Source organism: Psychrobacter sp. SHUES1, assembly GCF_001652315.1.
Lineage (GTDB): Bacteria > Pseudomonadota > Gammaproteobacteria > Pseudomonadales > Moraxellaceae > Psychrobacter > Psychrobacter faecalis.
Window position 1 is genome coordinate 82,539 of the sequence record NZ_LXWA01000053.1, and the last position, 23,977, is coordinate 106,515.

The following is a 23,977-nucleotide window of genomic DNA, read 5'->3' on the forward strand; positions in this document are numbered from 1 at the left end:
AGGACCTGTGACATTTTTATATTTGCCATTTGTTATTTGTAAAGGGTTAGTCCATGACAGCATCTAGCGCTAACAAAACAGCGCCAACCAATACTTCTGAATTAGCAGCTGAGCATCATTTAGCTGATAAAACGCTGATTATTTTTGATTGGGATGGTACCTTGATGGATTCGATTGGCCTAATCATTGAGTCGATGCATGTAGCAGGCGAGGCGCATGGCTTTACGACTACCGATCAGGCCGTCAAAGACATTATTGGGCTAAGCTTAATGCACGGCATTGAGATTTTATATCCGCAAGCAAGCGATACGCAAAAGCTTGCCATTCAGCAAAGCTATGCGGATTATTATATTCCGAACAGCCATCGTACGCCGTTTTTTATGCCGATAGACGATATGCTCCTGACGTTAAAGCAGCAAGATAAACAGCTTGCGGTCGCTACCGGCAAAAAAAGAAAGGGGTTAGATCGAGTATTAGAGGCTTCTGCTAGCCATCACTATTTTACCATCACGCGCTGTGCTGATGAATCCGGCTCCAAACCTGATCCGCAAATGCTGAGCGATATCTTAGACTACACCAAGCAGTCAATCTCGCAGGCAGTATTTATCGGTGACAGTATCTACGATATACAAATGGCCAATCGTTTGGGCATGACCAGTATTGCGGTCAATTATGGCACAGCGTCAAGCAGCGAGCTTGCTGCCGAGCAGCCAACTTATCAAGTGGACACGCCGCAAGAATTAGTGGCATTGTTATGTGCATAAATTAAGTGCTTAACCAAAACCCCATTTAATCTTAACAAATAGATTTTTCAAAAAATACCCATAAAAGAAGGGTTTATCGTTATAAATGATAAACTCTTCTTAATTTCTGCTTAGCGTTTGCAAAAGCGGCGGTCTTTAAATCAGGTTAGCCTTTAAATAAGCCTCTAAATCATCAAATACGATAATTTATTCAGTACCTTTTTGCTTATCAGCGCTTTGGTCGCTAGTTTCTATTCTATTTTCTTGGTTTTCAATAACAGACGCTTCAGCATTTTTATCCTCCCTGGCCTGATATTGATACCAATTACCCATGACGCCTGCCAGCTCATCAAGACCTTCTTTTCTTAATGCGGAAAACAACTGTATCGTGCAGTCTAAACCCAACTGCTTAAGTCTTTTACGGGTATTAAGCAGCGCAGTTTTAGACGCGCCATATTTAAGCTTATCGGCTTTGGTGAGCAAAATATGCACGGGTAACTCGCCATCTTTTGCCCAATGCAGCATTTGCTCATCAAAGAATTTAAGCGGATGACGGATATCGGTCATCAGTACCAAACCTGCCAAACTTGAGCGTGAGACCAGATATTCTTCAAGCTCAACCTGCCATTCTTTTTTCATCTCAAGTGGCACCGCCGCGTAACCATAACCCGGCAAATCAACCAAACGCGTATCGGTATCGCCGATACTAAAAAAGTTAATCATTTGCGTACGCCCAGGCGTTTTAGACGAACGTGCCAGTTGGCGCTGATTGGTTAGGGCGTTGATAGCGGACGATTTTCCCGCGTTCGAGCGACCAGCAAAAGCGACTTCGAGCCCTACATCGGGCGGACAAAGGCGAAAAGTCGGCGCTGACGTCATAAATTCAGTTTGCTGAATGCGCTGACGGGCTTTGGTATTAAAATCCGCATGTTCGGCGGCGACATCTTTAAACGGGGTACTCATAAATGACTCATTAATCTTAAAAAATTAGATACGGTAGTGAAAAGTTTGTGAATAAAGCAGAGCGCTGAGCGATGCCTAAAATAGATGAATGGTAAAAATCGGTAGTTAATAATATAAGTGTTTTAGGATAATGCCTATTCTATACTATTACATCGCTTAGTTATTGAAATAAAGGCAATTACCCTCATATTAATGACAACATAACCGTAAATAAAATCGTGTTTGAGTGGAAGTTTTTATTTAAATAAACGTTGTTAACAAAGCTAAACCATATTTATATATATTAATATGACATATATTGTTACAATATTTAGTCAGATAAAGTGAATGATCATTGCACGATAACCGCTTAATAAAATTATGGATTAAGCGAACGAAAAAGATATGAGGTGTCTTATGTTCTCAATCACCGACATTTTTGCCAAAAGCTATCGTTTCTTAGCTGCCAGTAGTGCTGCTTTAATCATTGGTATGGCGACGATCAGTAGTGCAGGCGCCGCCGATATTGCAACATCCTATAATAACTCATGTGCCGCCTGTCACGATAGTGGCGCACTTAATGCGATTAAAAAAGGCGATAGTGCCAAATGGCAACAGCTTATCAAACAAAAAGGTATGCCAGCGCTGGTTAAGTCTGTCAAAAATGGCATGATTCAAATGCCAGCGGGCGGCTTATGCCAAGACTGTAGCGATGACGATTACCGTAAGCTTATCGAGTATATGAGCAAGTAGTAAATGAATAATAAATAGCCAAGCAGTAAGTAGTTTTGTATGGCTAAATAAATGTAATGATAAATGATACGAGGCGCAGGGTGAGTAAACCTATTGCGCTTTTTGTTTTTTTATTAAGTGAATAAATATCGAACAGCCAGAAAAAATAACCAATGCTACGATTAAGTAGGCAAATAGTAAAAAGTCTTGCTATAATAATCCAAAATAAACCCTGATATTAGTAAGTACTTTCGGGCTGCTTGTGATAAAGACCGCGTAATACATAGCGTAGCTGATTAGATGCTATCTTTGTAGTGGGTGCGGCTTTTGATAATGCAATCACTCTAAATAATGCTTACGTCGAGTTAGTAGGATTTGTATCAATGAAAAAGTTAATCGCTGCCGCCAGCTTATGTGTTGCAAGTTTCAGCGTACAAGCTGCTATTATTGTTCCTGAACATGACGTCAATGCAGGTAAGCAAATTGCCGAAACCGTTTGTGCGGCTTGTCATGGTGTTGATGGTGTCAGTCCTGTGCCAGCCCAGCCGAATCTTGGCGGTCAAAACGTAAAGTACTTATATAAGCAATTGGTCAATTTTAAATCAGGCTACCGTAAAAACGGTATCATGCAGTCACAAGTTGCCAATTTATCTCAGCAAGATTTAGCCAACGTCGCAGGCTATTATGCCAGCCAAAAACCTTGGGGCGTCGCATTTGGTAATCCTGCGACGACGCAAGAAGCGACTAAGCTGTTTTTAGGTGGTGACAAATCCCGTGGCGTGATCGGTTGTGCAGGCTGTCATGGTCCAGATGCTGCGGGTAACGTTTGGGCTGCATTTCCGCGTTTAGGCGGACAGCACGCTGAATATATTGCCACTCAGCTAAAGCTTTTCCGTGCTGCTGGTCGTGTTGATGATATCGATAGCGATGAGCAAAAACGTGTTAACGATGCGGAAAAAGAAGGCGAGATGGGTATGATGCAGATGGTTGCGGCAAAACTATCTGATCGCGATATTCGTATCTTGTCAGATTATGTGAGCGCGATTCACTAATCTGCTACCTATGTAGCGGCTCGCACTTTGACGCGCTTAGTGAGATTATATAATAAGTGAAGCAATTTGCTGCCGCCGTTATGATTTAGCTCTTAAACCCCGATTTCGGGGTTTTTTTATAACTGTTAGTCCTTATATAATTTGCATAAGCTTTGATAACCCTTATAAGAATTAAGCGCTTTCATATGACGCTATCATAGAAAATATAGATGTCTATCAGTACTTTATAGCCTTAACTATTATTCACTTTGAATCGCTTGGATTTAGATTATGATGATTCGCTATGCTTCTTACTTTATCGCCGCGTTGCTACCGCTATTGTTATTTCGCTGGTTTGCGCCCGCATCCATAGGCGAGATTGACTTTTGGTTGCTGTGGCTTGTGGCGATGGTATTGGTTTCGCTGCCCGTTGTGTATGCGGAAATTGCGTTGGCTTATCGTAGCGCTGAAGCACCTTTAGCGGGTATGCAAAAGCTTACGCGTGAAGCCGATGCCAGCACCTTTTGGCGCAGTTTTGGTTGGCTCGCGGCACTGGTTTCTATCCTCATTGCGGCGCTTGTCATATCGGGAGCAAGCACCGGCATTTTAGCCGCCTTGACGGAGCTCAATAGCGTACCTAATATACCAAGCTTCGCCATTGCTGCAGGATTGATGGTTATCGCCGTCTTATTAAGCTTACTAGGCGTGGCACCGTTACCAATAGGCTTGGGTTTAATGCTGGTCGGTTTATTATTGGGTGTGGCCAACGGTCTGCCAAATATCGCTTTTGCCATGACCGATGTCAGCTTGAGCGAGTGGGCGCGCGCCGTGGCGTTGGCATTAGTGAGCGTCGGTGCGGGTACAGGTTTATACTGGTTTGGTCAACACCTAGTGAGCAAGCAAACGGTCACGGCGGTAAGGGCTGATAATCACAATGCGCAAACCACTCGTAATAGTGCCGCGCAAGCATATCGCGCAACCAAGCTGGTATTACCGATTTGGATATTACAGCTAGTGGTTGGTGTGGTCGCTTTATTTATCAGTGGCATGGCGCTACCACCGATTGGGCAGTTACTTTATTGGGTTGGGGTGCTGTTTGTGGTCAGCTATTTGCTCCATTATAGTACGCAGCAATTGGCGCATAAATTTGGTTTGCTAGTCAGTGTGGTGTTAACGTTTGTGCTAGCGCTATTGTTAGTTGTCGCCATACCGACCAATTGGCTAGTCGGTATTTTGGTGATTATCAGTAGTATCGCCGTGCTGTTATTGTCCGTCTTTGCTGGTTGGCAGATGAAAATTAGCCACTTGCGTAAGTCTTTAAACTTTGGCAATGAAGCTTTTTATAACTTGTGGCGGGTGGCGATACGCCTTATTGTGCCGCTGGCATTACTGTTAGCGTTAATCGGTTGGGTGATGCAGTGGTTAAGCTGAGGACTGCTGCTAACCATAGTACAGCTGATAAAGATGAGGTTAACGTTAACCTAACTCAGGCTGAGCAGAGTGATTTGATAACAGTATTTCTGGCGTATGCAGAAGAGGCGACGCGTCAGCATTATCAAACTGTTCAAGTTAGGCAGGGCACAACTTTGTATGAGGCCTTGGCTCAGGCAGGTTGGCTAAAACAGTTTGAAGAGCTAGCAAGCTGGTGCGAGCAGGTTGCCAATACGATGACGCCAACGGCTAAGCGCTGGCATGTTGGGGTATACGCGCAAAAGCAGCCACTCAATTATATATTGCAGCCGTCTGATCGGGTAGAGGTATATCGCAGCTTAAGCGCTGATCCCATGTCTCAGCGCAAAAATAAATCTCGCGGTTAGTTTTTAGAAATTTCTATCAGACTTATGATGCAGGCAGGCTATCGATACCTTCAATGCGGGTCACTATACCATTATCATCGAAATAAACAATCAAATGCTGGCTGGCATTTTTGACATCGGCGATACCTTTACGGCGACCTTCTGTTCCGGCTTTATAGTCGTAAATGTAGTCCCAGCGTTTTGGCGCGAGCGTGTCTCTGATTGCTGGGCTACCAAGAATATAAAGCACCTGATTTTGATTCATACCCACTTGCACTTTTTGCGCTTGCGCTTGGGTAATGGCAGTGCCTTGGGGCAAGTCAATCTTATAGACACTCAGTAACGAGCAGCCAGACATAGCCACAGTAGCACCGAGCATAGTCGTCATGGCAATCTTACGTAATGCGTTTGCAGAGCTTAACGAACGAAAATTAAAGGTCTTTATCATGGTAAAATGACTCATAAAAAATGGGTTAGGCGCCGCTAAAAACCGATAATGTGGGTCTTGCAGGCAATCTTGCACAAATGATACGTCATTTACTTGCAATTGCCTACCACTTACGACATTATTTACCAAGTGCTATTTTACCGCCTTTATTATTTATATTTTAAATTCAAACACTTGGCAGCGATTTTTCGCAAAAAATGCTCTGCATAATCGTTCATTTTTTATTGTTTTTATATTTTATCAGCACTTATTATTAACTATTGATGTTTATTTAACTCCTGTTTTTTGAATTCATTTGCTAAGACTTTCATAGTCAGAAGGGATATTATGGCTTCTTTTACCAATCAAGATTTACGTAAAGCGGGTTTAAAGGTAACGTTACCACGTATCAAAATTTTAGAGCTGCTCGAAAGTGCGGAGCTGCATCATATGAGTGCTGAAGAGGTATATAAAGCACTGATTGACCAAGGTGAAGATGTGGGGCTGGCAACCGTTTATCGCGTATTAACCCAGTTTGAGCAAGCGGGTATCGTTGAGCGCCACAACTTTGAAAACAATTTATCAGTGTTTGAGATTACTCAAGAAGAGCATCATGACCATTTGGTTTGTGATGTCTGCGGCAAAATCGTCGAGTTCCATAACAAAACCATTGAAGAAGAGCAGACCAAAGTAGCGGCAGAGCATGGCTTTAAGCTATCTGGTCATTCTTTGGTGCTGTACGGTATTTGTGATAATCAAGCCTGTAGAGACAACGCTAAGTAAGCGTTTTAGAAAAAAAATTATCTGATATTGATAATTTATAGTCTATTACTATTCAAGTATTAACTTAAACGCCAAAAAAGCCCTCACATTTGATGAGGGCTTTTTTATGGGGAATTCTAGGTAAGTAGTGCCATATCAAGTGATATCTAACGATAAACTATCGGCGCCTTCATCTAAGTTGACGTTGCCATTTTTACCACTTAACTTAATCTTTAAGCGTAAATCGTTAGGGGAGTCAGCGTGCAGAATGGCTTCTTTATAAGTGATTTCACCATTTTTATATAAATCAAACAGCGCTTGGTCAAAGGTTTGCATGCCGCTATCACGTGAGCGCGTCATGACATCTTTGATTTCGTGCACCTCGCCTTTACGGATGTAGTCGCTGATCAGCTGTGAGTTTAATAAAATCTCAATAGCGGCGCGGCGTCCTTTACCATCAGGCGTTGGAATCAATTGCTGAGCGATAATAGCTTGCAAGTTTAATGATAAATCCATAAACAACTGATTATGGCGACTGGTTTCAAAAAAGTGAATGATACGGTCAATCGCTTGGTTGGCGTTATTGGCGTGTAAAGTTGCAAAGACCAAATGCCCCGTTTCAGCGTATTGAATCGCGTAGCTCATGACTTCGCGGTTACGAATCTCACCAATCAAAATCACATCAGGCGCTTGGCGCAAGGTGTTTTTAAGACCTGCCTCAAAAGAATGGGTGTCGATACCAACTTCGCGCTGGGTAATGATACAACCGCGGTGCTTATGCACAAACTCAATCGGATCTTCGATGGTAATAATATGACCGTGTGAATTCTGGTTACGATGGCCAATCATCGCCGCAAGGGTAGTTGATTTACCCGTACCTGTAGCCCCAACCAACAAAATAATACCGCGCTTTTTCATGGCCAGCTCTTTTAGCGCTGGGGGCAGGCGTAGCTCTTCAACGGTCGGGATTTTATTTTCGATTTTCCGTAAAATCATCCCTGCCATGTCGCGCTGAATAAAAGCACTTACCCGAAAGCGCGCTTGCTGCGCTTGATCTGAAATCGCAAATTGACACTCGTTGGTTTCGTCAAATTCTTTTTGCTGGCTTGGGGTCATCACCCCTTTGACCAATCTCATGGTTTGCTCAGCGGTTAACGGCGTTTTACCCACCGGCAAGATTTTGCCATTGATTTTCATGGACGGCGCGACATCAGCAGTAATAAAAAGGTCAGAGCCGTTTTTATTAATCATTAATTGTAAAAGCTTATCAATGTCCATAACGTACCTACATTTGGAATATATAGTTTAAAACTGCTGCAATAAACTTTTAAAGCGGGCAATAACAACAACCGTTAAAATAACTAAAGCTGAGTAAGAGTTTTTCATCGTTTACCTATAACTTTAACAAAAATTTATATTAAAACTTTTAATACTATGTAAACCCATACTAAATAAAGGCTTCAGGCTGCTTGGCATAAGGGCGAGCGACATCTTTACTGATTGTGCCTTTTGAAACCAAGTTTTTAAGCGTTTGATCAAGAGTAATCATGCCTTCACCAGCACCAGTTTGGATAGCAGAATACATCTGCGCGATTTTATTCTCACGTATCAAGTTACGAATCGCAGGCGTGCCCAGCATGATTTCATGAGCAGCAATACGTCCGCCGGTTTGGCGGCGTAGTAGCGTTTGTGAGATGACCGCTTGTAGCGACTCTGAGAGCATCGCCCGTATCATATCTTTTTCGGCTGCAGGGAAGACGTCAATCACGCGATCAATGGTTTTGGCAGCAGAGCTGGTGTGCAAGGTGCCAAAGACCAAATGCCCTGTTTCAGCGGCGGTCAATGCCAAGCGAATGGTCTCAAGGTCACGTAACTCACCAACGAGGATAACGTCTGGATCTTCACGTAGAGCCGAGCGCAATGCTGGCTCGAAACCCAAAGTATCGCGGTGGACTTCACGTTGGTTAATCAAGCTCTTTTTAGACTCATGAACAAATTCAATCGGGTCTTCGATGGTTAAAATATGCTCTTTACGGGTTTCATTGATATAATCGATCATGGCAGCAAGCGTGGTAGATTTCCCTGAACCCGTTGGCCCCGTGACCAGTACCACACCGCGTTTAAAGTCGGATACTCGTTTAAAGACGTCACCCATACCTAAGTCTTCCATAGTGAGAACTTTAGAAGGAATGGTTCGAAAAACAGCGCCAGCGCCGCGGTTTTGATTAAAGGCGTTGACACGAAAACGTGCTAGATTTGGAATCTCAAAAGAGAAGTCGGTCTCAAAGAACTCTTCAAAGTCAGCGCGTTGCTTATCATTTATGATGTCATAAATAAGCTGATGCACCACTTGATGCGTCATTTCAGGCATATTAATACGGGTCATCTCACCATCGACACGAATCATCGCTGGCATACCGGCTGAAATATGTAAATCCGACGCTTTGTGCTTAACGGTAAAGCGCAACAAGTCTTCGATGTTTAAACGATGCTTTTCAGCCATAGTGGAATATCCCTATTGATAGACAAAAATGAGCCAAACAAGAATGGACAAAGAAACGCTTAGAAATTATGATACTTTACGATTCTATGCCACTATTTAACCATCTACTATATGCATAAAATGTAAAAATAATCCAAATATACTTTGTTTTGTTAATATAAGTTTATGTCTGTTTTTTATCAAAATTTTAACTGCTTAATTTCATAGCTCCTTCTATTTATAATTAATAAAATAATCACCTAATATTTCTGTGAGTTTTTTATGAACACTACCTCTACACCACAAAACAACGCTACGAGTTTAGCTGATAAAAAAAACAATGAAGATGATTTTGATGCGGCAGAATTGATTGCAAATTGGCAGCAAGTAAGCGAGCAGGTGGCGCAAGCATCTGTACAGGCGCAAAGGCAGAAAGACGAGATCACTTTATTAGCAGTGTCTAAAACCAAACCTGCTGAGATGATTGCGACGTTGGCGCGTCAAGGGCAACGAGATTTTGGTGAAAACTACTTGCAAGAGGCTATTGAGAAAATACAAGCTTTACGACAACAGCCACAATGCGAACACATCGTTTGGCACTATATTGGCAGTATCCAGCGTAATAAAACCCGTGATATTGCTGAGAATTTTGATTGGGTGCAAACGCTTGAGCGTGAGATTATCGCCAAACGTTTACATGAGCAGCGCCCAGCCGAGCTGCCAGCGCTTAATGTGTTGATACAAGTCAATATTGATAACGAGGACAGTAAGTCAGGATGTTTGCCAGCTGAGCTGCCAAACTTGATAAGCACGATTAAAGATTACGAGCGCTTGCAATTGCGCGGGCTGATGATTATTCCAGCGAAAGCTAATACCGACGCCTTTGCTCGAACCAAACAATTATTTGACAGTATCAAGCGAGAATATCCGGAATTAAAGCAGTGGGATACGCTGAGTATGGGCATGAGTGATGATATGAGCGCCGCGATTGCCAATGGTTCTACGATGGTACGCGTTGGCACAGCCATATTTGGCGCGCGTGGCTGATTATTCTAATGTCATTAAATCCATTAATTGAGGGTCAAACTACGCCAATCTCAACTTATCGTAGGCCTTTGATTTTTATAGAATTTAAAATTTTAATTGTTTTAACTGAAATTTTAAAAACTAAGTAAACCAATACCTTAGAAAAATAAGTTGAGAGTGGGGTTCAAACTCTCTAAATTTATACGGTTATTTATCGTGAAGTGCACTTTAAAATGCAGCTTTTACAAAACTTTTTCTTCAAGTTTAGTGACGAGTAGCTGGGTAATTTTCAGATTGTCAGTCGCGATTATCTCAAAGCGATAGTTGGCGTATTCGATGGTATCGGTTTTTTTAGGGATTTTACGCAGCATATACATCATAAAGCCGCTAATGGTTTCATAGTTTTGACTGTGCGGTAAATTAACGATATCGAGCGCGCGAACCACATCTTCAATGGGCGTCATACCATCGATGAGCCAAGAATTATCAGTACGTTGCACGATAGGCTGCTCCTCAACCGTGACTAGCTCACCCATGACAATACTCATCACATCGCGTAGGGTAATGACACCAACTACCAAGCCATATTCATTGACGATCACGGCAAAGTCAGCGCCGGTCGATTTAAACATCTCCAACACTTCAAACAAAGACAAGGTGTCAGGTACAAATAACGCCGGTTTTAATAGCGCTTTATCGGTTAGGCTAACTTCTTGCTGATTGAGCACCAAAGCTAGAAAGCTGCGCGACTCTACATAGCCGATAATTTGCTCTAAATCGTCTTCCTCGCAGACTAAAAACTTATTATGTGGCTGGGCAATCATTACCTCAACCACTTCTTCGGTGCTGGTTTTGCTATCAAAATAGACGATATGCTCACGCGGATTCATGACCGAAGTAACGGTACGTTCTTGCATCTCAAAGATATTTTCAATCAAATGATGTTCTTGTTTTTTAATTACCCCAGCTTCGGCGCCCGCGTCCATCACCGCATAGATGTCTTCTGGCGTCATATCATCTTGGCGTGTGGTTGAGATACTAAAAAACTCAAAAATCAGGTTTGCTGCGCCATCAAAGACCCAAATAACGGGCTTAAAAATAAATGTCAGCGCCATCATAGGGCGTACCAGCCGCACTGCAAAAACTTCTGCATTAGACATCGCCAAACGTCTGGGCATCAAATCGGCAAGTAGGGAAAATAAGCTGGTAATCACGACGAAAGAGATAACCGATGACACCGCTTCATTCTTGACTAACAGCTGTAAATACGGGCTAATCGCCGACTCACCAACCGCACCAGCTGAAATGGCGACAGCATTAAGCACGACTTGCACTACCGTAATAAATCCACCAGGATTTTCTTGCATATGCAGGACATCAAGGGCGCGGACTTCACCTTCTTTTGCCATGATTTGCAGCTTAATCTTGCGACCAGCAGCGATAGCAATTTCTGCCCCAGAAACAAAGGCACTCAAAGCCAGTAATAATAAAAGAAAAATACTAGCGGTTAGCAAACTCATGACGGACTCGGATAACGATAGGTAGGGTAGTTAAATTGAAAGTAGTTGAAATATAGAAAAGTAGAGAACTGGGTTTAATTATTTATTCAAAGAGTTTTATATAAAGAAAACTTTATCAATAAAAACTAAAAAAGCTGGGTAAGTACCCAGCTTATTATAAAACATTCTGATTATATTATATCAAATTATATAGAAACGTAAAGTTATTCAACCTTTTAGCCTTTATCTAAAGGATAGTGTATTCAGACTACAGAGACATCTAAAAGATTGAAATAGCAACTTTAGTCGTTGACGCTTAGCCTTTTATCGACCATTTATTGACTAAAGGAAAACGGCGTTCACGGCCAAAGGCTTTATGGCTGATTTTAGTCCCAATCGGCGCTTGAGCACGTTTGAATTCGCTATTATCAACCATCTTAATCACCTTAGCGACCAAATCGGCATCAAATCCTTTATCGACAATATCTTGATAGCCCATATCTTCGTCGATATACGACATCAAAATACCATCTAGCACGTCATAGTCTGGCAAGCTGTCTTGGTCTTCTTGATCAGGACGTAGCTCAGCCGATGGCGGACGTATGATGACGCGCTCAGGAATAACTGGCGTGTCTTCTAAACGGTTGCGGTAGCTGGCAAGCTTATAAACTTGCGTTTTATAAACGTCTTTTAGTACGTCAAAACCACCTGCCATATCACCGTATAAAGTCGAGTAACCAACTGCTAGCTCTGATTTATTACCCGTAGTGATGACTAAATGCCCAAATTTATTAGACAAGGCCATTAGTACCACACCGCGAGCGCGCGCTTGGATATTTTCTTCGGTGGTATCAGCAGGCGATTTGTTAAATAATGGCGCTAAAGTATGACGGATGCCTTCAACGGCATCAAAAATCGGGCAAACCGTATAAGAAACGTTTAAGCGGCGCGCTTGCGCTTGCGCGTCCTCTAAACTGATTTGAGAAGTATATTCGTACGGCATCATTACCGCATAAACTTTATCAGCGCCCAGCGCATCGACAGCGATACACAAGGTTAACGCAGAATCAATACCGCCCGACAAGCCAACGATAATACCAGTAAAGCCGGATAGGTTGACATAATCACGCAAACCGACGACCAACGCTTGGTACATCTCCGACTCGCGGCTCAATGACAACGGCGCTTTTGTTTGCGTATCGAATTTTGCGGTTTTTACGTCAAACGTCGTCAGCATAAACTGATTCATAAAGCGCGACGCTTCATGAGCAACGCTGCCGTCAGATTGGATGGCCATAGAGCCGCCGTCAAATACCAAATCATCCTGCCCGCCAACGGCATTAAGATAAATAATCGGCAAGTTATTTTCGCGGCTACGTTTGGCGAGCATGGTTTTACGATTGTCTTGTTTTTCAATTTCAAACGGTGAGGCATTTAAGCAGGCCACAAGGTCAGCACCTTGTTTTTTAAGCTCGGCAATCGGACCTTTTTCCCACAAATCTTCGCAGATTAGCAGACCAATGGTGATGCCTTTATAGTCAAATAAGACTTGATTGCGACCTTTATCAAAATAACGACGCTCATCAAAAACGCCATAATTTGGTAAGATTTGCTTATGATAAAAGCCTTTTTGATGACCGTTATGCAAAATCGCAGCCGAGTTAAAGGTACCATGATGATCGACATGCGGATAGCCCACGATCATCACGATATCATCGATATCACTCAGGCTAGACAGCGCGCTTTTGACACGGCCAGATAGGCTAGGACGTAGCAGCAAATCTTGCGGAGGATAGCCTAATAAAGCAAGCTCTGGGAAAATGATGACATCAGCGCCTTGCTCACGGGCTTGTAGGGCAAGGGCGCGCATTTTTTCAGCATTGGCGGTGATATCGCCGACCAAAAAATGCGATTGTGCTAACGCAAAAGTAACGCTGTCTTGCGATTTAGAGCCTGTATTGGCCTCGTTTGACGAATTAAAGTTGGGATTGTCAGTATCTTTGGTGGTGTCTTTTGACATTGTTATTGTTCCTATCAATAGGTTGTGTAAATGTATTGAATCTAGCTGGGTTTTAAATAAAACCAAAGCAAAATAGGTTATGAAAGTAATGCAAAATATGAGTATGCACTTATGCCCCCATATCAAGGCTCATAAATCGTGAGCCTATGCTGAGCGCGGCACTTGGATAGCCATTAATACAATGAATATCGGTATTACTAAAATATGCGGCGCTGCTCTAAATGGTAGTGCTTAAAACCGCTTAGAATAGGGCAATCAATAAAGGTTTTCAGAAATAGTGTTAATAACGCTAGGGCTGATTTTGCTATAAACCAATAACAGCAAACCTGCTTAACAGCGTTTAAATGTGCAAATTAATCCCTTTAGTATAACATCAATTGTCTGCACAAATAGAACTGCACAGTGATTTAGCGCGCAAGTTGTCAGCGTACAAGTAATTAAAAAGCAGATAAATAACTATTGTTTTAAAGCAATGATTCTAATAAGGTATTTTTGAAAGTACCTATTAATACTTAATAATATTGGTGCCGATAGCGTGCAGGTAATTGTAAGTAAAGATTACAACATAGCCTTATTTATTTGGCAGGCTTTGAGGCATAATAAGCCGTTATTATGTTTGGGCTTACTCTTCTAAATATAGAGAAATGGCAAGTTAAGAGCGATTTTATGAATCACAATTATTTTTATAGATGAATACTGTTTTTTATAACCAAATAACATGTTTATAAAAGCGCGCTATGGTACGGTAGCGCTATTATTAGACTTATTTTCCGCAATGATTTCGCCTAATTTATGAAGCAAATATCTCGCAAAGCTGACAACGTAGAATTTATAACGCAACACACTCGCTAAGGGATATAAATAATGGACACGGTCTGTGATTTTTATCCACCTATTTATAAACGTTACAGCAGCGCCAAATTGGCTGTCTGCTGCCCGCTCTTGGTTTATACGCTATGATCGAAAACTGGACAAAAGAATTTATTATTCAGCGCTTATTGGCTATTACTTTGCTGGTGGTGCTGATTGTATTGTGCTTTCAAGTCGTACAGTTTTTTATTGTACCGGCACTGTGGGCAGCGATTTTGGCGTACGTCACCTTTCCTATTTATAATTTTTTTCATCAGCGCGTTCGCTTTAGCTCAAACTTTAGCGCCGCTATTATGACGGTGAGCATCACATTGATGATAGGTCTGCCGCTCGTTGCTGGTATCTTTATTTTGCAGCAAGAAGCCTTAAGCCTGATTAGCAACTTAATTTATCGTATCAAGGTTGGCTATTTGGATGTGCCAGACTCTATCAAGGACTTACCCGTCATCGGACAGCAAGTCAAAGATGTGTTGTGGAGAATTAATAAAAACCCAGAAGGCACGCTAGAGGCCTTTCGTCTGTGGGTACAGTCGCATCTATATTATGGCAAAGTCGCGTTCGATGTCGTTTTCAGTGGTCTTGCCAAAATGGGGATGGCGCTGATGACGCTGTTTTTCTTTTATCGCGATGGTACCAGTTTGGTACGTCAAATCCGCCAAGCCTTACGCAATATCATTGGCAATCGCATCGATGGTTATATTGATTCGGTCGGTACGACCACGCGCGCGGTAGTCTATGGCATTGGTTTGACCGCATTGGCTCAGGCTTTGCTCGCTGGTATTGGTTATTATTTCGCTGGTGCACCAAGTCCTATTCTACTGACCATTGTCACTTTTATTATCGCTTTAATCCCATTTGGTACGCCATTTGTTTGGGGCGGGGTATCGATTTGGTTATTAAGCCAAGGTCATACCGTAGAAGGGATTGGTTTGGCGCTTTGGGGTATACTGGTTATCAGCTGGGTTGATAATCTTATACGTCCTATCGTCATCAGCGGTGCGACCAAAATTCCTTTTATTATTATTTTCATCGGAGTATTGGGCGGTCTGACGGCGTTTGGTTTTGTCGGCTTGTTTATTGGTCCTGTGGTATTGGCAATCGGCCTTGCAGTATGGCGTGAATGGATATCGCAGCATAAGAATGATTTATTTGCGCAGCACGAAGATATGCTTGCTGACGCCCAGCTGCAACCAAAAGTTACGGCACAAAATAATAAAGACGAAAATATTGTTTCTACGGATTAGGGTATGTGCTTAATTTAAACAGCAATTTAAAAACTATTAAAACCAACCTATAAAAAATACACCTTGCTAATCCAGCAATCATTGATAATAAACCTTTAGAAATAGGGATGTTTAAAAATGCCACATGCGAGCGCTTCAAATAATGAAAATATGCGTCCTCTAACTATCGTTGCTGATAGCAATATCGCTAGCCTTGATGAGTTTTTTAATGCGTCGACGCTTGGGCAACATAATAAACGACCAGTAAATATTATTAGCGTTGCTGGGCGCGCGATCAATGCCGATTTGCTTGCAGAGTGTCAACCTGATGTGCTGTTGATACGCTCGGTGACGCCAGTAGGCGAGCCGCTATTGGCAAACAATAATAGCGTTCAATTTGTTGGTTCGGCGACGATTGGAACCGACCATGTCGATCAAGCCTATTTGGCAGCGCGCAATATCACCTTTGCCAATGCCGCAGGTTGCAGTAAGCACTCGGTTGCGCAGTACGTATTGACCGCTATCTTAACTTTACGTCCGCAATATTGGCAGCAATCGACGCCGCCCGCGACCTTGGGCATTATCGGACTGGGTAATATTGGTAGTACTCTTGCGCAATATGCCCATGATTTAGGCTGGCAAGTATTGGGTTACGATCCGCTACTGCCTGCATCGAACATCAATAACGCCAGCTTTGAGCAAGTATTGAGCCAAAGTAATGTAATTAGCTTGCATGTGCCGTTAACCGATAAAAAAGATGCCACTAATCCTAATGGTAGCGACTATCCAACTCGTCATTTAATTGATAAAGAAGCATTGGCTGCGATGCCAGTAGATACTTTGTTGATTAATAGCGCGCGTGGACCAGTGATTAATGCCGGTGATTTGCAGGCAGATATTGCCCGTACTGGACGCCAAGTGGTGCTTGATGTGTTTGAGCATGAGCCTGAGATAGCGGAAAGTTTGCTATCGAAACTTGCGATTGCCACAGCACATATTGCTGGCTATACCTTGGAGGGTAAGCTCCGCGGTACGCAAATGATTTATGATGCGCTGTGTGAAAAATTAACAGTGACCCCTGTGCAAACCATGCATAAATTGCTGCCACTCAATATGTTTTTATGGTCTGAATTAAAGGCGCATCCAGATAGATTGGTGAAATTTTATGACATCATGGCAGATGATGCGGCACTGCGAGATAAATTAATAGACGGACAAATAAAGGGTACTGACTTTGATCAATTGCGCCGAGATTATCATTTACGTCGCGAATGGCAGTTTTAGAAGACAACCAGCTTTAAAGATTAAAACTCAATTTCAAAGCCTATTTTAATTATTTGATTTTTTATTCGAAAACTACAGTAGAGAGTAATGACCCAAGCAAATAACCTTTCCTCTAAACCCAGTTATGCGCCAACGATGACATTAGCGATGGCACAAAGGCGCGCGCAATTTATCAATGCTATTCGGCAGTTTTTTGCCAGTCGCCACGTGCTTGAAGTGCAGACGCCGTTGCTCTCACAAGCGGGTAATACCGATACCTTTTTACAGTCGGTAGCGGCGCAGGTCACGTATCAAGATAAACCTTGTACCTATTATCTGCATACGTCGCCTGAGTTTGCCATGAAGCGCCTACTTGCCAGCTGGCAGATGCCCATTTATCAGATTTGTCCGGTATTTCGTGATAACGAGATAGGCGTGCGCCACAATATTGAATTTACTATGCTTGAGTGGTATCAGCCGAACTATAGTCTAGAGGACATGGGCACTGAATTGGGCGAGCTATTGGAAGCGCTTTACGGTTATCCGATTGTGCTAAGCCATTATCGTTACGTCGATGCCTTTATGGATTTTGTGGGTATTCATCCCTTAACGGCGAATCTTGCCGCGCTACAAGCGGTGGCAGAAGACAAAGGTTTAACAGGGTTTGATTTTAATAGTGCAGAAAATGGTGCCAGCAATAGTGAAGAAGATATTCGCCAAAGTTGGTTAGATTTATTGTTTAGTCATGCCGTCGAGCCAAATTTGGGGCACGATTTGCCGACATTGATTATAGAATATCCGCCTGCGACGGCAGCACTAGCAAAGACGGCCATCGATAAAGACGGTAATACAGTGGCCAAGCGCTTTGAGCTGTATATTAACGGTATTGAAATTGCCAATGCTTATGATGAGCTGGCGGACGGGCAGGCGTTAAGAGCGCGATTTGAGCGTGATAATCAATTGCGCAAGCAGCATAATCTGCCGCAAATGCCAATCGATGAGCATTTATTAGCAGCATCTGATGACTTAATACCTTGTAGCGGTATCGCTGTCGGTATTGATAGATTACTGATGGTCATCACAGGCGCTAGCAGCTTAGAAGACGTCATTCCATTTCCAAGTGGCCTAGCTTAGTTGCTTGCTAGTAGATTTTGACATAGTCGCCAATGATTAAAAAACCCATAAGAAAAAAGCGCGTAAACCAGGGCTTACGTGTTTTTTTATTTTTGTACTTTTTATTACACTACAAACTACTTATTATTTGTTATAGCTTTTACTTACTAAAGTTTAGCCAGCGCTGCATCGATGGCAGTCTCACCATTATGCATACTAAAGACTTTTTTAATCGTATTATCAGCATTAAGTACCGCTGCTAACGTCATGGCCACATCTTCAATAGCGTTTTCGCCCGCATTATCATCATTAATAATGATTTTACCCGTACCAGCGCGTTCTTTTAGCGCACCTGCTTGTACAATGGTGTAATCAAGACTGCTATTCTTAACCAACCACTGATCGGCGTAATGCTTAGAGATATAGTATTCTTTTAAATCGGCAATACCAGGCTGGTTCCATTTACTGGTATCTAGGGAAAATACCGTGCTTAGCATGATATAGCGTTTGATACCTTTATCTTGAACCGCTTGCATCGTCTTAACCGCGCCATGCAAATCGACTTCTAAGACATCTTTCCCACCAGAGCCGGCAACAAAATAAACCGCATCGATATCTGATTTAATTTGCTGTTGAATGGCGTCTTTCTCAGCAGTAATATCTAAATCTAACTGACTATAATTGTTATCGCTAAATAATTTTTCATCTTGACGGGTTGTGCCAATCACTTGATGGTTATCCGCTAATAGTTGTTTAACCAAATCAGAACCCACTCGACCGCTAGCGCCAATTACTAATATTTTCATTATCATTCCTATTATTATATGAATTTTATATGCTTTATCTTTATTTAAAGATTTATGTTTTAAAACTGATTATTCAAGAACCGTTTAATCAAAAACTATTTTTTTAAAATAATTTGTTTTAAGAGCTGCATATAGCCTAACAATAATGACGAGCACACTTCGTTATGAAGCGTGCTGATTGCATAGTGTTTGGTTATGGAGTGTATAGGGTTTGCAAGAATGGACTTTGTGAAGGTTAATATTTAGAGAGATAAGAAATTTTTTAAGAAGTTTTAAAAAGTAGGGTTTTCAAATTGATAAGTAAAAGAAATGACTGCACCAATTAACGAACCAAGCGATTAAGACCATCGGCAAAGGCTTTCTTGTCGCGGTCGCCGTAAGGTTTATGCCCGCTCATTTCTTGCAATTCAAGCACGCCTGTACCGCGCATGGTATCCATAAAGTCGCGCATATTGAGCTTTTGCTTGATATTGTTTTTATCATAAACCACACCGCGGGTGGTCAAAACCATACCGCCTTTATCCAAAATGTCATTGGCCAAAGGAATGTCGCTAGTAATGGCCAAATCACCTGGCTGGATTTGCTCGAGGATATAATCATCAGCTTTATCAAACCCTGACGGCACCACGGTCATGACAAGCAGCGGTGATTTGCGCAATTTAATCGGCTGATTGGCAACAAATATCGCCATCGTTTGGGTACGTTCAGCCGTTTTGATGATTAAGTCTTTAGCAATCAATGGCACCGAATCGGCATCTACCCAAATCTGCATTATTTCTCAGCCTTATCGGTCTTTAATAATGCCTCTGCTAAGGCATCTTTTTGACTACCTTTCACGTCACTTTTAGTATTTTCTAAAGTACGCTCAGTTTCGGCATTGGTAGATTGCTCTGGTACAGATACAAGTGCTTGCTTATCGGTCATGGTTGGCGCCAGTTTTTTATCAAGCCCCACTTTATTTGGTAAGACGGCAACCAGTTTTGCTAGCGCAGGTTCTAAATCCGCCACGTCATTTGGCATCAAGGTGATATGGGCAATTTTACGGTCTTCGCGCTCAGCCTTATGGTAGCTATGATAATGGGCGCCATCGATATTGAGCACCGCGCTGATATCAGGATATTGACCTAAGACGTTGAGCATAATTGCTGGATGGACGTTGTCGGTATCGCCTAAGGGCAGATTGACCACCGCGCGGATATGGTTTTCAAATTGACTGGTAATCGCACCTTCGATACTCCAGTGTCCAGAGTTATGGACGCGCGGAGCAATCTCGTTGGCTAGCAGATAATCGTTACCGCGCGCATCTTTACTCACAAACAGCTCAAGCGCCATCACACCGACATAACCCAAGTGATTCATCACCGTGGTAATGGCATCGGTTGCTTGCTGAAATAAATGGCTGGTACCAACGGCTGGGGCGCGAGTTTTGGCTAAGATACCATGATGATGGTGATTTTCGACCAAATCATAGCAGCGCACCTGACCATTTTGCGCGCGTACGGCAATGATAGACACTTCACGGCTAAAGTTAATAAAGCCCTCTGCAATTAATGGCGCAGGCGTTGGGGTTAATGAACCTTTACCGCTAACCGCGTCTTTTAGCTCATGCCAAGCGGCTTTGATATCGCTGTCTTCTTTGATGACAAACTGACCCTTACCATCATAACCGCCGCGGCTGGTCTTGAGCACTATCGGCAATCCTAGCTCAGCGCAAGCTTGCTTCAATTCAGCTTCAGAATTGACCGCCATAAATGGTACGGTGGCGATATCAAGCTCATTAAACATGCCTTTTTCTTTTAAGCGATCTTGGGCGATATCAAGGGCAAGCGGTGGCGGAAACATGCCTTGTTTGCTGCCTGATTTTGATAGATGCGCTAACTGCTCGACAGTCGCCGTTGGCGTGTTTTCAAACTCTAAAGTAAAGACGTCAGCTGCCGCGATAAATTCATCTAATTGCTCGCTAGAAAAAACTTTTCCGTAAAGGCTGGCAGGGCAGTCGGCGTTGTCTTCTAAAAACACGCACTGATAACCGAGCGGCAGGGCAGCTTGGGCGAGCATCATACCAAGCTGACCGCCGCCTAAAATACCGATGGTACGGATGGTTTGGGTAACAGGATAAGCATTGGCGGTAGTCATGGCAGGCTCTTTACATTTAAAATGAATAAGGATTTTTAGTAAATGATTGGCTAAAAATTAAGGTTAGAAATAGGAAAAGGTGCACCGTATGCACCTTATCTTTAGTAAAACTCATTTGGCTATAAATATCAAGTTTAGCGCATGGTAAGTATCAAATATTACTAGCAAGAGTATTGATAACAGCAGTTTTTGCTAAAAGGTTAACTCATCTTGCTTACTTTATTGATTAATAATACCGGGTGTTGGACTTGCAAGAATGGTCTCTGTTTGCGCTTGACGCATGTTATCAAGCTTAGTGGCAAGCGATTCATCATGCAAGGCCAGCACCTGAATGGCAAGGAGGGCCGCATTATAGGCACCAGCAGTACCAATGGCTAAGGTGCCAACAGCCACGCCCTTTGGCATTTGCACGATAGAAAGCAGACTGTCCCAACCGCTAAGCATCGATGATTTAACAGGCACACCAAACACAGGCAGCGGCGTTTGACTGGCACACATACCGGGCAGATGCGCGGCGCCGCCCGCTCCAGCGATAATCACCTGCAAACCGTTATTTTTCGCGCTTTTGGCATAATCGAACAATCTATCTGGCGTACGATGGGCTGACACCACTTCACATTCAAAGGCAATATCAAAGTCAGCAAGCAACTGCGCCGCTGCACTCATGGTCGCCCAATCCGACTGCGAGCCCATGATAATGCCAACTTTTGGTTGACCAGCAGGGGAGGTAATGGGGCCGTTTTGCTCAATAGCAGCGTTTTGTGTAGTAGGGTTCACAGTAGCGGAGGTGGTGCACATGCTTTGATATCCTCAAAAAGACCATCATACAAAAGTTTTGCTGCCTTCGTAAAGCCAAGTTTGTCGTTTAATGTCAAAGCTGACTAAATAGCAGTTTTTTATGTCGCGGTTTTATCGATTTATAATGGGCCTTCATCATGGCGATATTGCACAAAGTTACTGGCTTTCAATGGTAATGGCAGCTCAGTATCCAGCTGATAACAGGTCATATAACCGCTATCTATGGCTGCTGAATAATCGGTGCAAACCACTTGGTTGCTCAATGGTTCAGGATTGCCAGTGAGCCAATAATGCCCAACAAACACGGGTTTGTGCGTTTTAAGGGCAAATTCAATGTTCTCTGCCATGGCATCGTTTGGAATCTGCGCCAAGCCCGATTTTGGCGCACGGGCGATTTCATGTATAGGCCGCTTATTTAGCTCATCAAGCCACCAGCGCACGCGTACTTGTGAGCGCGCTGCACCGTCTTTATCGACCATAACCAAACCTTCAGGTAACGCAGTTTCCACACCTTTTAACACACGCTCAAGCGCCTCATAGGCGGGGCTATGTTTTTGTGAGCTGGCAATGACCGCTTCGGGGGTTAGGCAATTATCAGTAGTTAATAAAGGTTTTAATACCGCCATGCTATCGACATCCCAGCAAGCGTGGACAAAACAGGCATAATCGGTCTCAAGCCAAAGCGGTATCTCATAAAAGCGCTGCAACCAGTATTGATGCGCTTCTGAGCCAAAGGACACTTCGGCTAAAAACGCTTCATGTTGGCGTACATGAACATCGCTATGCGAGCGTAAATAGCGCTCGGGCTGCTTTGGGTCAAGCATCGCAAAAGCCAAGGCGTTGTATTCATGATTGCCCATCACCGCATCGGCCACGCCTGCATCTAGCATCGCAAAAACAATTTCAAGAGTAGCTACCTGCTGCGAACCACGGTCAATCAGGTCACCAATAAAGAGCGCCCGATGCCCTAACGGCGGTACAAAGTGGCTGCCATTATGCACATAACCCAATTGTTTTAGCAGCCCAATCAACTTGTCTGCATAACCGTGAATATCACCAATAATATCTATAATCATAATTCTTTATCAAATTCTTAAACATGTTGTTAAATACAAATTAGGGCAAAACATCAAACGTTATCAATTAGCAAATTTAAAACTAAAGATTCTAAAACTAACCGCTCTAAAGGCCAGGCGACAATAGCGCATTTAAAAAGTGTGGCAAGACGCGAGGTTCTAAAATAATGGTCGCAATCACTCCAAATGCGCCGCCCCACATATGCGCCATGTGATTGATATTGGAGCCGCCGCGTTTATCGGCGTAAATACTATAAGCGACGTAAGCGACAGCAAAAACTATCGCTGGAATAGGAATAATGGCGAATAGATAAATTTTTTCCCACGGAGCCAGCAAAATAAATGCAAATAGCACCGCTGAAACCCCACCCGAAGCACCAAGGCTCAAATAACTGGCGCTTTTTTTATTTTTAAGATAGCTTGGCACCATGGCAATCACGATAGCCAGCACATAAAAAACCACAAAACCATAACCGAATAAAAACGGCTGATATAAGCCTTCAATAGCCCGGCCAAAAAAGTACAGGGTGAACATATTAAACAGCAAGTGCATCGCATCGGCGTGAATAAAGCCGTGGGTCACAAAACGATCCCATTGACCGTTATTCACCGCCGGCGGATAAAAAATCAGGCGATTAAACAGGGTTTTGTTTTGCCACGCCAATAAACTGACAATAACCGTAATAATGATAATAAGCGTCGTGTGGTTGAACAAAGGAGAGTCCTTAGGCCGAGCCTGATAGGGGGCAGTGTTATAGAGCGTAGTGCTTAAAGACCAAATAAGTTGGATAAAAAATAACTAAATATGGATGCTGAAAATAGCTAAGGCTTACACCAACAGTAATAACAGTAATAACAGTGATGCTAAGGCAAAAACCAATAGACGACAAAATTATGCTTTAATAATCGTTTATATTGAATAATATTACAGCGTAACAGGCAACTAAGTAATGCTTCGTATACTGACCGTAACGTTTAACGACAGAATAAATATTTACCAAAAATAAATCATTAATCGGTGATATTTATCCAGTTTTACGTTTGTTGAAATTTTAAAAAAAAGGGTGGTGTGTCAGAAAGTATGCTGAGGAGATGAAAGGAGGGTGACAGCCAAAGCAAGATGATATATTTGAGGTTATGAAGACACAAATACAGATCAATTGCCCCGACTGTCACAGTCCCAGTTTTTCGATACACGGCAAAAAAAGCTATGGCAAGCAGAACTACCAGTG

General features: G+C 42.7%; 22 protein-coding genes. 10 read left to right on the forward strand and 12 right to left on the reverse strand.

Annotated elements, in window-relative coordinates; genetic code table 11:
- The first annotated feature begins 53 nt into the window (after positions 1-53).
- On the forward strand, positions 54-764 hold the full coding sequence (locus tag A7325_RS07395) for an HAD-IA family hydrolase (RefSeq protein WP_068406392.1): 711 nt from the start codon (positions 54-56) through the stop codon (positions 762-764).
- Between the two features lie 186 nt (positions 765-950).
- Here A7325_RS07395 and yihA read toward each other — a convergent pair whose 3' ends face one another.
- On the reverse strand, positions 951-1,706 hold the full coding sequence (yihA, locus tag A7325_RS07400; protein ID WP_068406395.1) for a ribosome biogenesis GTP-binding protein YihA/YsxC: 756 nt from the start codon (positions 1,704-1,706) through the stop codon (positions 951-953).
- A 396-nt stretch (positions 1,707-2,102) separates the two neighbouring features.
- On the opposite strand from yihA, the gene A7325_RS07405 reads away from it, so the two are divergent.
- From A7325_RS07405 to A7325_RS07420, 4 genes are all read left to right on the forward strand, one after another.
- A complete protein-coding gene (locus tag A7325_RS07405; RefSeq protein WP_068406397.1) occupies positions 2,103-2,438 on the forward strand; it encodes a c-type cytochrome in 336 nt (111 codons plus the stop codon).
- A 362-nt stretch (positions 2,439-2,800) separates the two neighbouring features.
- Positions 2,801-3,469, forward strand: coding sequence for a c-type cytochrome (locus A7325_RS07410; RefSeq protein WP_068406399.1), 669 nt, complete (start codon positions 2,801-2,803; stop codon positions 3,467-3,469).
- 270 nt (positions 3,470-3,739) lie between these two features.
- Positions 3,740-4,879: a hypothetical protein gene (locus A7325_RS07415; protein ID WP_068406401.1), complete on the forward strand. Its 1,140-nt coding sequence runs from the start codon at positions 3,740-3,742 to the stop codon at positions 4,877-4,879.
- Positions 4,867-5,265 carry an RnfH family protein gene (locus A7325_RS07420; RefSeq protein ID WP_227514961.1) on the forward strand — a complete coding sequence of 133 codons (399 nt, stop codon included), beginning with the start codon at positions 4,867-4,869 and terminating at the stop codon, positions 5,263-5,265. Before A7325_RS07415 ends, A7325_RS07420 begins: the two co-directional genes overlap by 13 nt.
- Positions 5,266-5,287: 22 nt before the next feature.
- Here the strand turns inward: A7325_RS07420 and A7325_RS07425 are convergent, their stop codons facing one another.
- Positions 5,288-5,707: an outer membrane protein assembly factor BamE gene (locus A7325_RS07425; protein ID WP_068406454.1), complete on the reverse strand. Its 420-nt coding sequence runs from the start codon at positions 5,705-5,707 to the stop codon at positions 5,288-5,290.
- A 312-nt stretch (positions 5,708-6,019) separates the two neighbouring features.
- On the opposite strand from A7325_RS07425, the gene fur reads away from it, so the two are divergent.
- The gene (gene fur, locus A7325_RS07430; protein ID WP_068406404.1) at positions 6,020-6,454 is read left to right on the forward strand and encodes a ferric iron uptake transcriptional regulator; all 435 of its coding nucleotides are present in this window, start codon (positions 6,020-6,022) and stop codon (positions 6,452-6,454) included.
- A gap of 135 nt (positions 6,455-6,589) precedes the next feature.
- Here the strand turns inward: fur and A7325_RS07435 are convergent, their stop codons facing one another.
- Together A7325_RS07435 and A7325_RS07440 are read right to left on the reverse strand one after the other, a co-directional pair.
- On the reverse strand, positions 6,590-7,711 hold the full coding sequence (locus tag A7325_RS07435) for a PilT/PilU family type 4a pilus ATPase (RefSeq protein WP_068406407.1): 1,122 nt from the start codon (positions 7,709-7,711) through the stop codon (positions 6,590-6,592).
- 169 nt (positions 7,712-7,880) lie between these two features.
- Entirely contained in the window at positions 7,881-8,936 is a 1,056-nt protein-coding gene (locus tag A7325_RS07440; RefSeq protein WP_068406410.1) for a type IV pilus twitching motility protein PilT, read from the reverse strand.
- Positions 8,937-9,197: 261 nt separating this feature from the next.
- On the opposite strand from A7325_RS07440, the gene A7325_RS07445 reads away from it, so the two are divergent.
- On the forward strand, positions 9,198-9,962 hold the full coding sequence (locus A7325_RS07445) for a YggS family pyridoxal phosphate-dependent enzyme (protein WP_082894340.1): 765 nt from the start codon (positions 9,198-9,200) through the stop codon (positions 9,960-9,962).
- 221 nt (positions 9,963-10,183) lie between these two features.
- On the opposite strand, the gene A7325_RS07450 is transcribed toward A7325_RS07445, so the two are convergent.
- A complete protein-coding gene (locus A7325_RS07450) occupies positions 10,184-11,461 on the reverse strand; it encodes a hemolysin family protein (RefSeq protein ID WP_068406411.1) in 1,278 nt (425 codons plus the stop codon).
- Positions 11,462-11,756: 295 nt separating this feature from the next.
- A complete protein-coding gene (locus A7325_RS07455) occupies positions 11,757-13,460 on the reverse strand; it encodes an NAD+ synthase (RefSeq protein WP_068406413.1) in 1,704 nt (567 codons plus the stop codon).
- Between the two features lie 956 nt (positions 13,461-14,416).
- Here A7325_RS07455 and A7325_RS07460 point away from each other — a divergent pair.
- The 3 genes from A7325_RS07460 to epmA all read left to right on the forward strand — a co-directional run bounded on the left by A7325_RS07460 (position 14,417) and on the right by epmA (position 17,950).
- Positions 14,417-15,574, forward strand: coding sequence for an AI-2E family transporter (locus A7325_RS07460; RefSeq protein WP_068406415.1), 1,158 nt, complete (start codon positions 14,417-14,419; stop codon positions 15,572-15,574).
- A gap of 150 nt (positions 15,575-15,724) precedes the next feature.
- Positions 15,725-16,837, forward strand: a complete 1,113-nt coding sequence (locus A7325_RS07465; RefSeq protein WP_068406459.1) for a 4-phosphoerythronate dehydrogenase — start codon at positions 15,725-15,727, stop codon at positions 16,835-16,837.
- 87 nt (positions 16,838-16,924) lie between these two features.
- Positions 16,925-17,950, forward strand: a complete 1,026-nt coding sequence (gene epmA, locus A7325_RS07470; RefSeq protein ID WP_068406417.1) for an EF-P lysine aminoacylase EpmA — start codon at positions 16,925-16,927, stop codon at positions 17,948-17,950.
- A gap of 146 nt (positions 17,951-18,096) precedes the next feature.
- On the opposite strand, the gene A7325_RS07475 is transcribed toward epmA, so the two are convergent.
- The 6 genes from A7325_RS07475 to A7325_RS07500 form a co-directional block, all read right to left on the reverse strand.
- The gene (locus A7325_RS07475) at positions 18,097-18,735 is read right to left on the reverse strand and encodes an NAD(P)H-binding protein (protein WP_068406419.1); all 639 of its coding nucleotides are present in this window, start codon (positions 18,733-18,735) and stop codon (positions 18,097-18,099) included.
- Positions 18,736-19,057: 322 nt separating this feature from the next.
- Positions 19,058-19,507, reverse strand: a complete 450-nt coding sequence (locus tag A7325_RS07480; RefSeq protein ID WP_068406425.1) for a DUF188 domain-containing protein — start codon at positions 19,505-19,507, stop codon at positions 19,058-19,060.
- On the reverse strand, positions 19,507-20,871 hold the full coding sequence (locus A7325_RS07485) for a 5-(carboxyamino)imidazole ribonucleotide synthase (protein ID WP_068406426.1): 1,365 nt from the start codon (positions 20,869-20,871) through the stop codon (positions 19,507-19,509). The genes A7325_RS07480 and A7325_RS07485 overlap by 1 nt, the downstream gene beginning before the upstream one ends.
- Before the next feature lie 219 nt (positions 20,872-21,090).
- Positions 21,091-21,669: a 5-(carboxyamino)imidazole ribonucleotide mutase gene (gene purE, locus A7325_RS07490; protein WP_082894341.1), complete on the reverse strand. Its 579-nt coding sequence runs from the start codon at positions 21,667-21,669 to the stop codon at positions 21,091-21,093.
- Positions 21,670-21,788: 119 nt separating this feature from the next.
- Positions 21,789-22,745: a metallophosphoesterase gene (locus A7325_RS07495; protein ID WP_068406431.1), complete on the reverse strand. Its 957-nt coding sequence runs from the start codon at positions 22,743-22,745 to the stop codon at positions 21,789-21,791.
- Positions 22,746-22,851: 106 nt separating this feature from the next.
- Complete coding sequence (locus A7325_RS07500) at positions 22,852-23,460, reverse strand: rhomboid family intramembrane serine protease (RefSeq protein WP_068406432.1); 609 nt, start codon at positions 23,458-23,460, stop codon at positions 22,852-22,854.
- Positions 23,461-23,977: the final 517 nt, after the last annotated feature.

Excerpts from the sequence above, each read along its gene's own strand:
- A7325_RS07435 (WP_068406407.1), bottom strand. The coding sequence starts at position 7,711 with ATGGACATTGATAAGCTTTTACAATTAATGATTAATAAAAACGGCTCT.
- yihA (WP_068406395.1), bottom strand. The coding sequence starts at position 1,706 with ATGAGTACCCCGTTTAAAGATGTCGCCGCCGAACATGCGGATTTTAAT.
- A7325_RS07415 (WP_068406401.1), top strand. The coding sequence starts at position 3,740 with ATGATGATTCGCTATGCTTCTTACTTTATCGCCGCGTTGCTACCGCTA.
- A7325_RS07405 (WP_068406397.1), top strand. The coding sequence starts at position 2,103 with ATGTTCTCAATCACCGACATTTTTGCCAAAAGCTATCGTTTCTTAGCT.
- A7325_RS07425 (WP_068406454.1), bottom strand. The coding sequence starts at position 5,707 with ATGAGTCATTTTACCATGATAAAGACCTTTAATTTTCGTTCGTTAAGC.
- A7325_RS07480 (WP_068406425.1), bottom strand. The coding sequence starts at position 19,507 with ATGCAGATTTGGGTAGATGCCGATTCGGTGCCATTGATTGCTAAAGAC.
- A7325_RS07440 (WP_068406410.1), bottom strand. The coding sequence starts at position 8,936 with ATGGCTGAAAAGCATCGTTTAAACATCGAAGACTTGTTGCGCTTTACC.
- A7325_RS07475 (WP_068406419.1), bottom strand. The coding sequence starts at position 18,735 with ATGAAAATATTAGTAATTGGCGCTAGCGGTCGAGTGGGTTCTGATTTG.
- A7325_RS07455 (WP_068406413.1), bottom strand. The coding sequence starts at position 13,460 with ATGTCAAAAGACACCACCAAAGATACTGACAATCCCAACTTTAATTCG.
- A7325_RS07485 (WP_068406426.1), bottom strand. The coding sequence starts at position 20,871 with ATGACTACCGCCAATGCTTATCCTGTTACCCAAACCATCCGTACCATC.
- A7325_RS07410 (WP_068406399.1), top strand. The coding sequence starts at position 2,801 with ATGAAAAAGTTAATCGCTGCCGCCAGCTTATGTGTTGCAAGTTTCAGC.
- A7325_RS07395 (WP_068406392.1), top strand. The coding sequence starts at position 54 with ATGACAGCATCTAGCGCTAACAAAACAGCGCCAACCAATACTTCTGAA.
- A7325_RS07460 (WP_068406415.1), top strand. The coding sequence starts at position 14,417 with ATGATCGAAAACTGGACAAAAGAATTTATTATTCAGCGCTTATTGGCT.
- purE (WP_082894341.1), bottom strand. The coding sequence starts at position 21,669 with ATGTGCACCACCTCCGCTACTGTGAACCCTACTACACAAAACGCTGCT.
- A7325_RS07495 (WP_068406431.1), bottom strand. The coding sequence starts at position 22,745 with ATGATTATAGATATTATTGGTGATATTCACGGTTATGCAGACAAGTTG.
- fur (WP_068406404.1), top strand. The coding sequence starts at position 6,020 with ATGGCTTCTTTTACCAATCAAGATTTACGTAAAGCGGGTTTAAAGGTA.
- epmA (WP_068406417.1), top strand. The coding sequence starts at position 16,925 with ATGACCCAAGCAAATAACCTTTCCTCTAAACCCAGTTATGCGCCAACG.
- A7325_RS07465 (WP_068406459.1), top strand. The coding sequence starts at position 15,725 with ATGCGTCCTCTAACTATCGTTGCTGATAGCAATATCGCTAGCCTTGAT.
- A7325_RS07445 (WP_082894340.1), top strand. The coding sequence starts at position 9,198 with ATGAACACTACCTCTACACCACAAAACAACGCTACGAGTTTAGCTGAT.
- A7325_RS07450 (WP_068406411.1), bottom strand. The coding sequence starts at position 11,461 with ATGAGTTTGCTAACCGCTAGTATTTTTCTTTTATTATTACTGGCTTTG.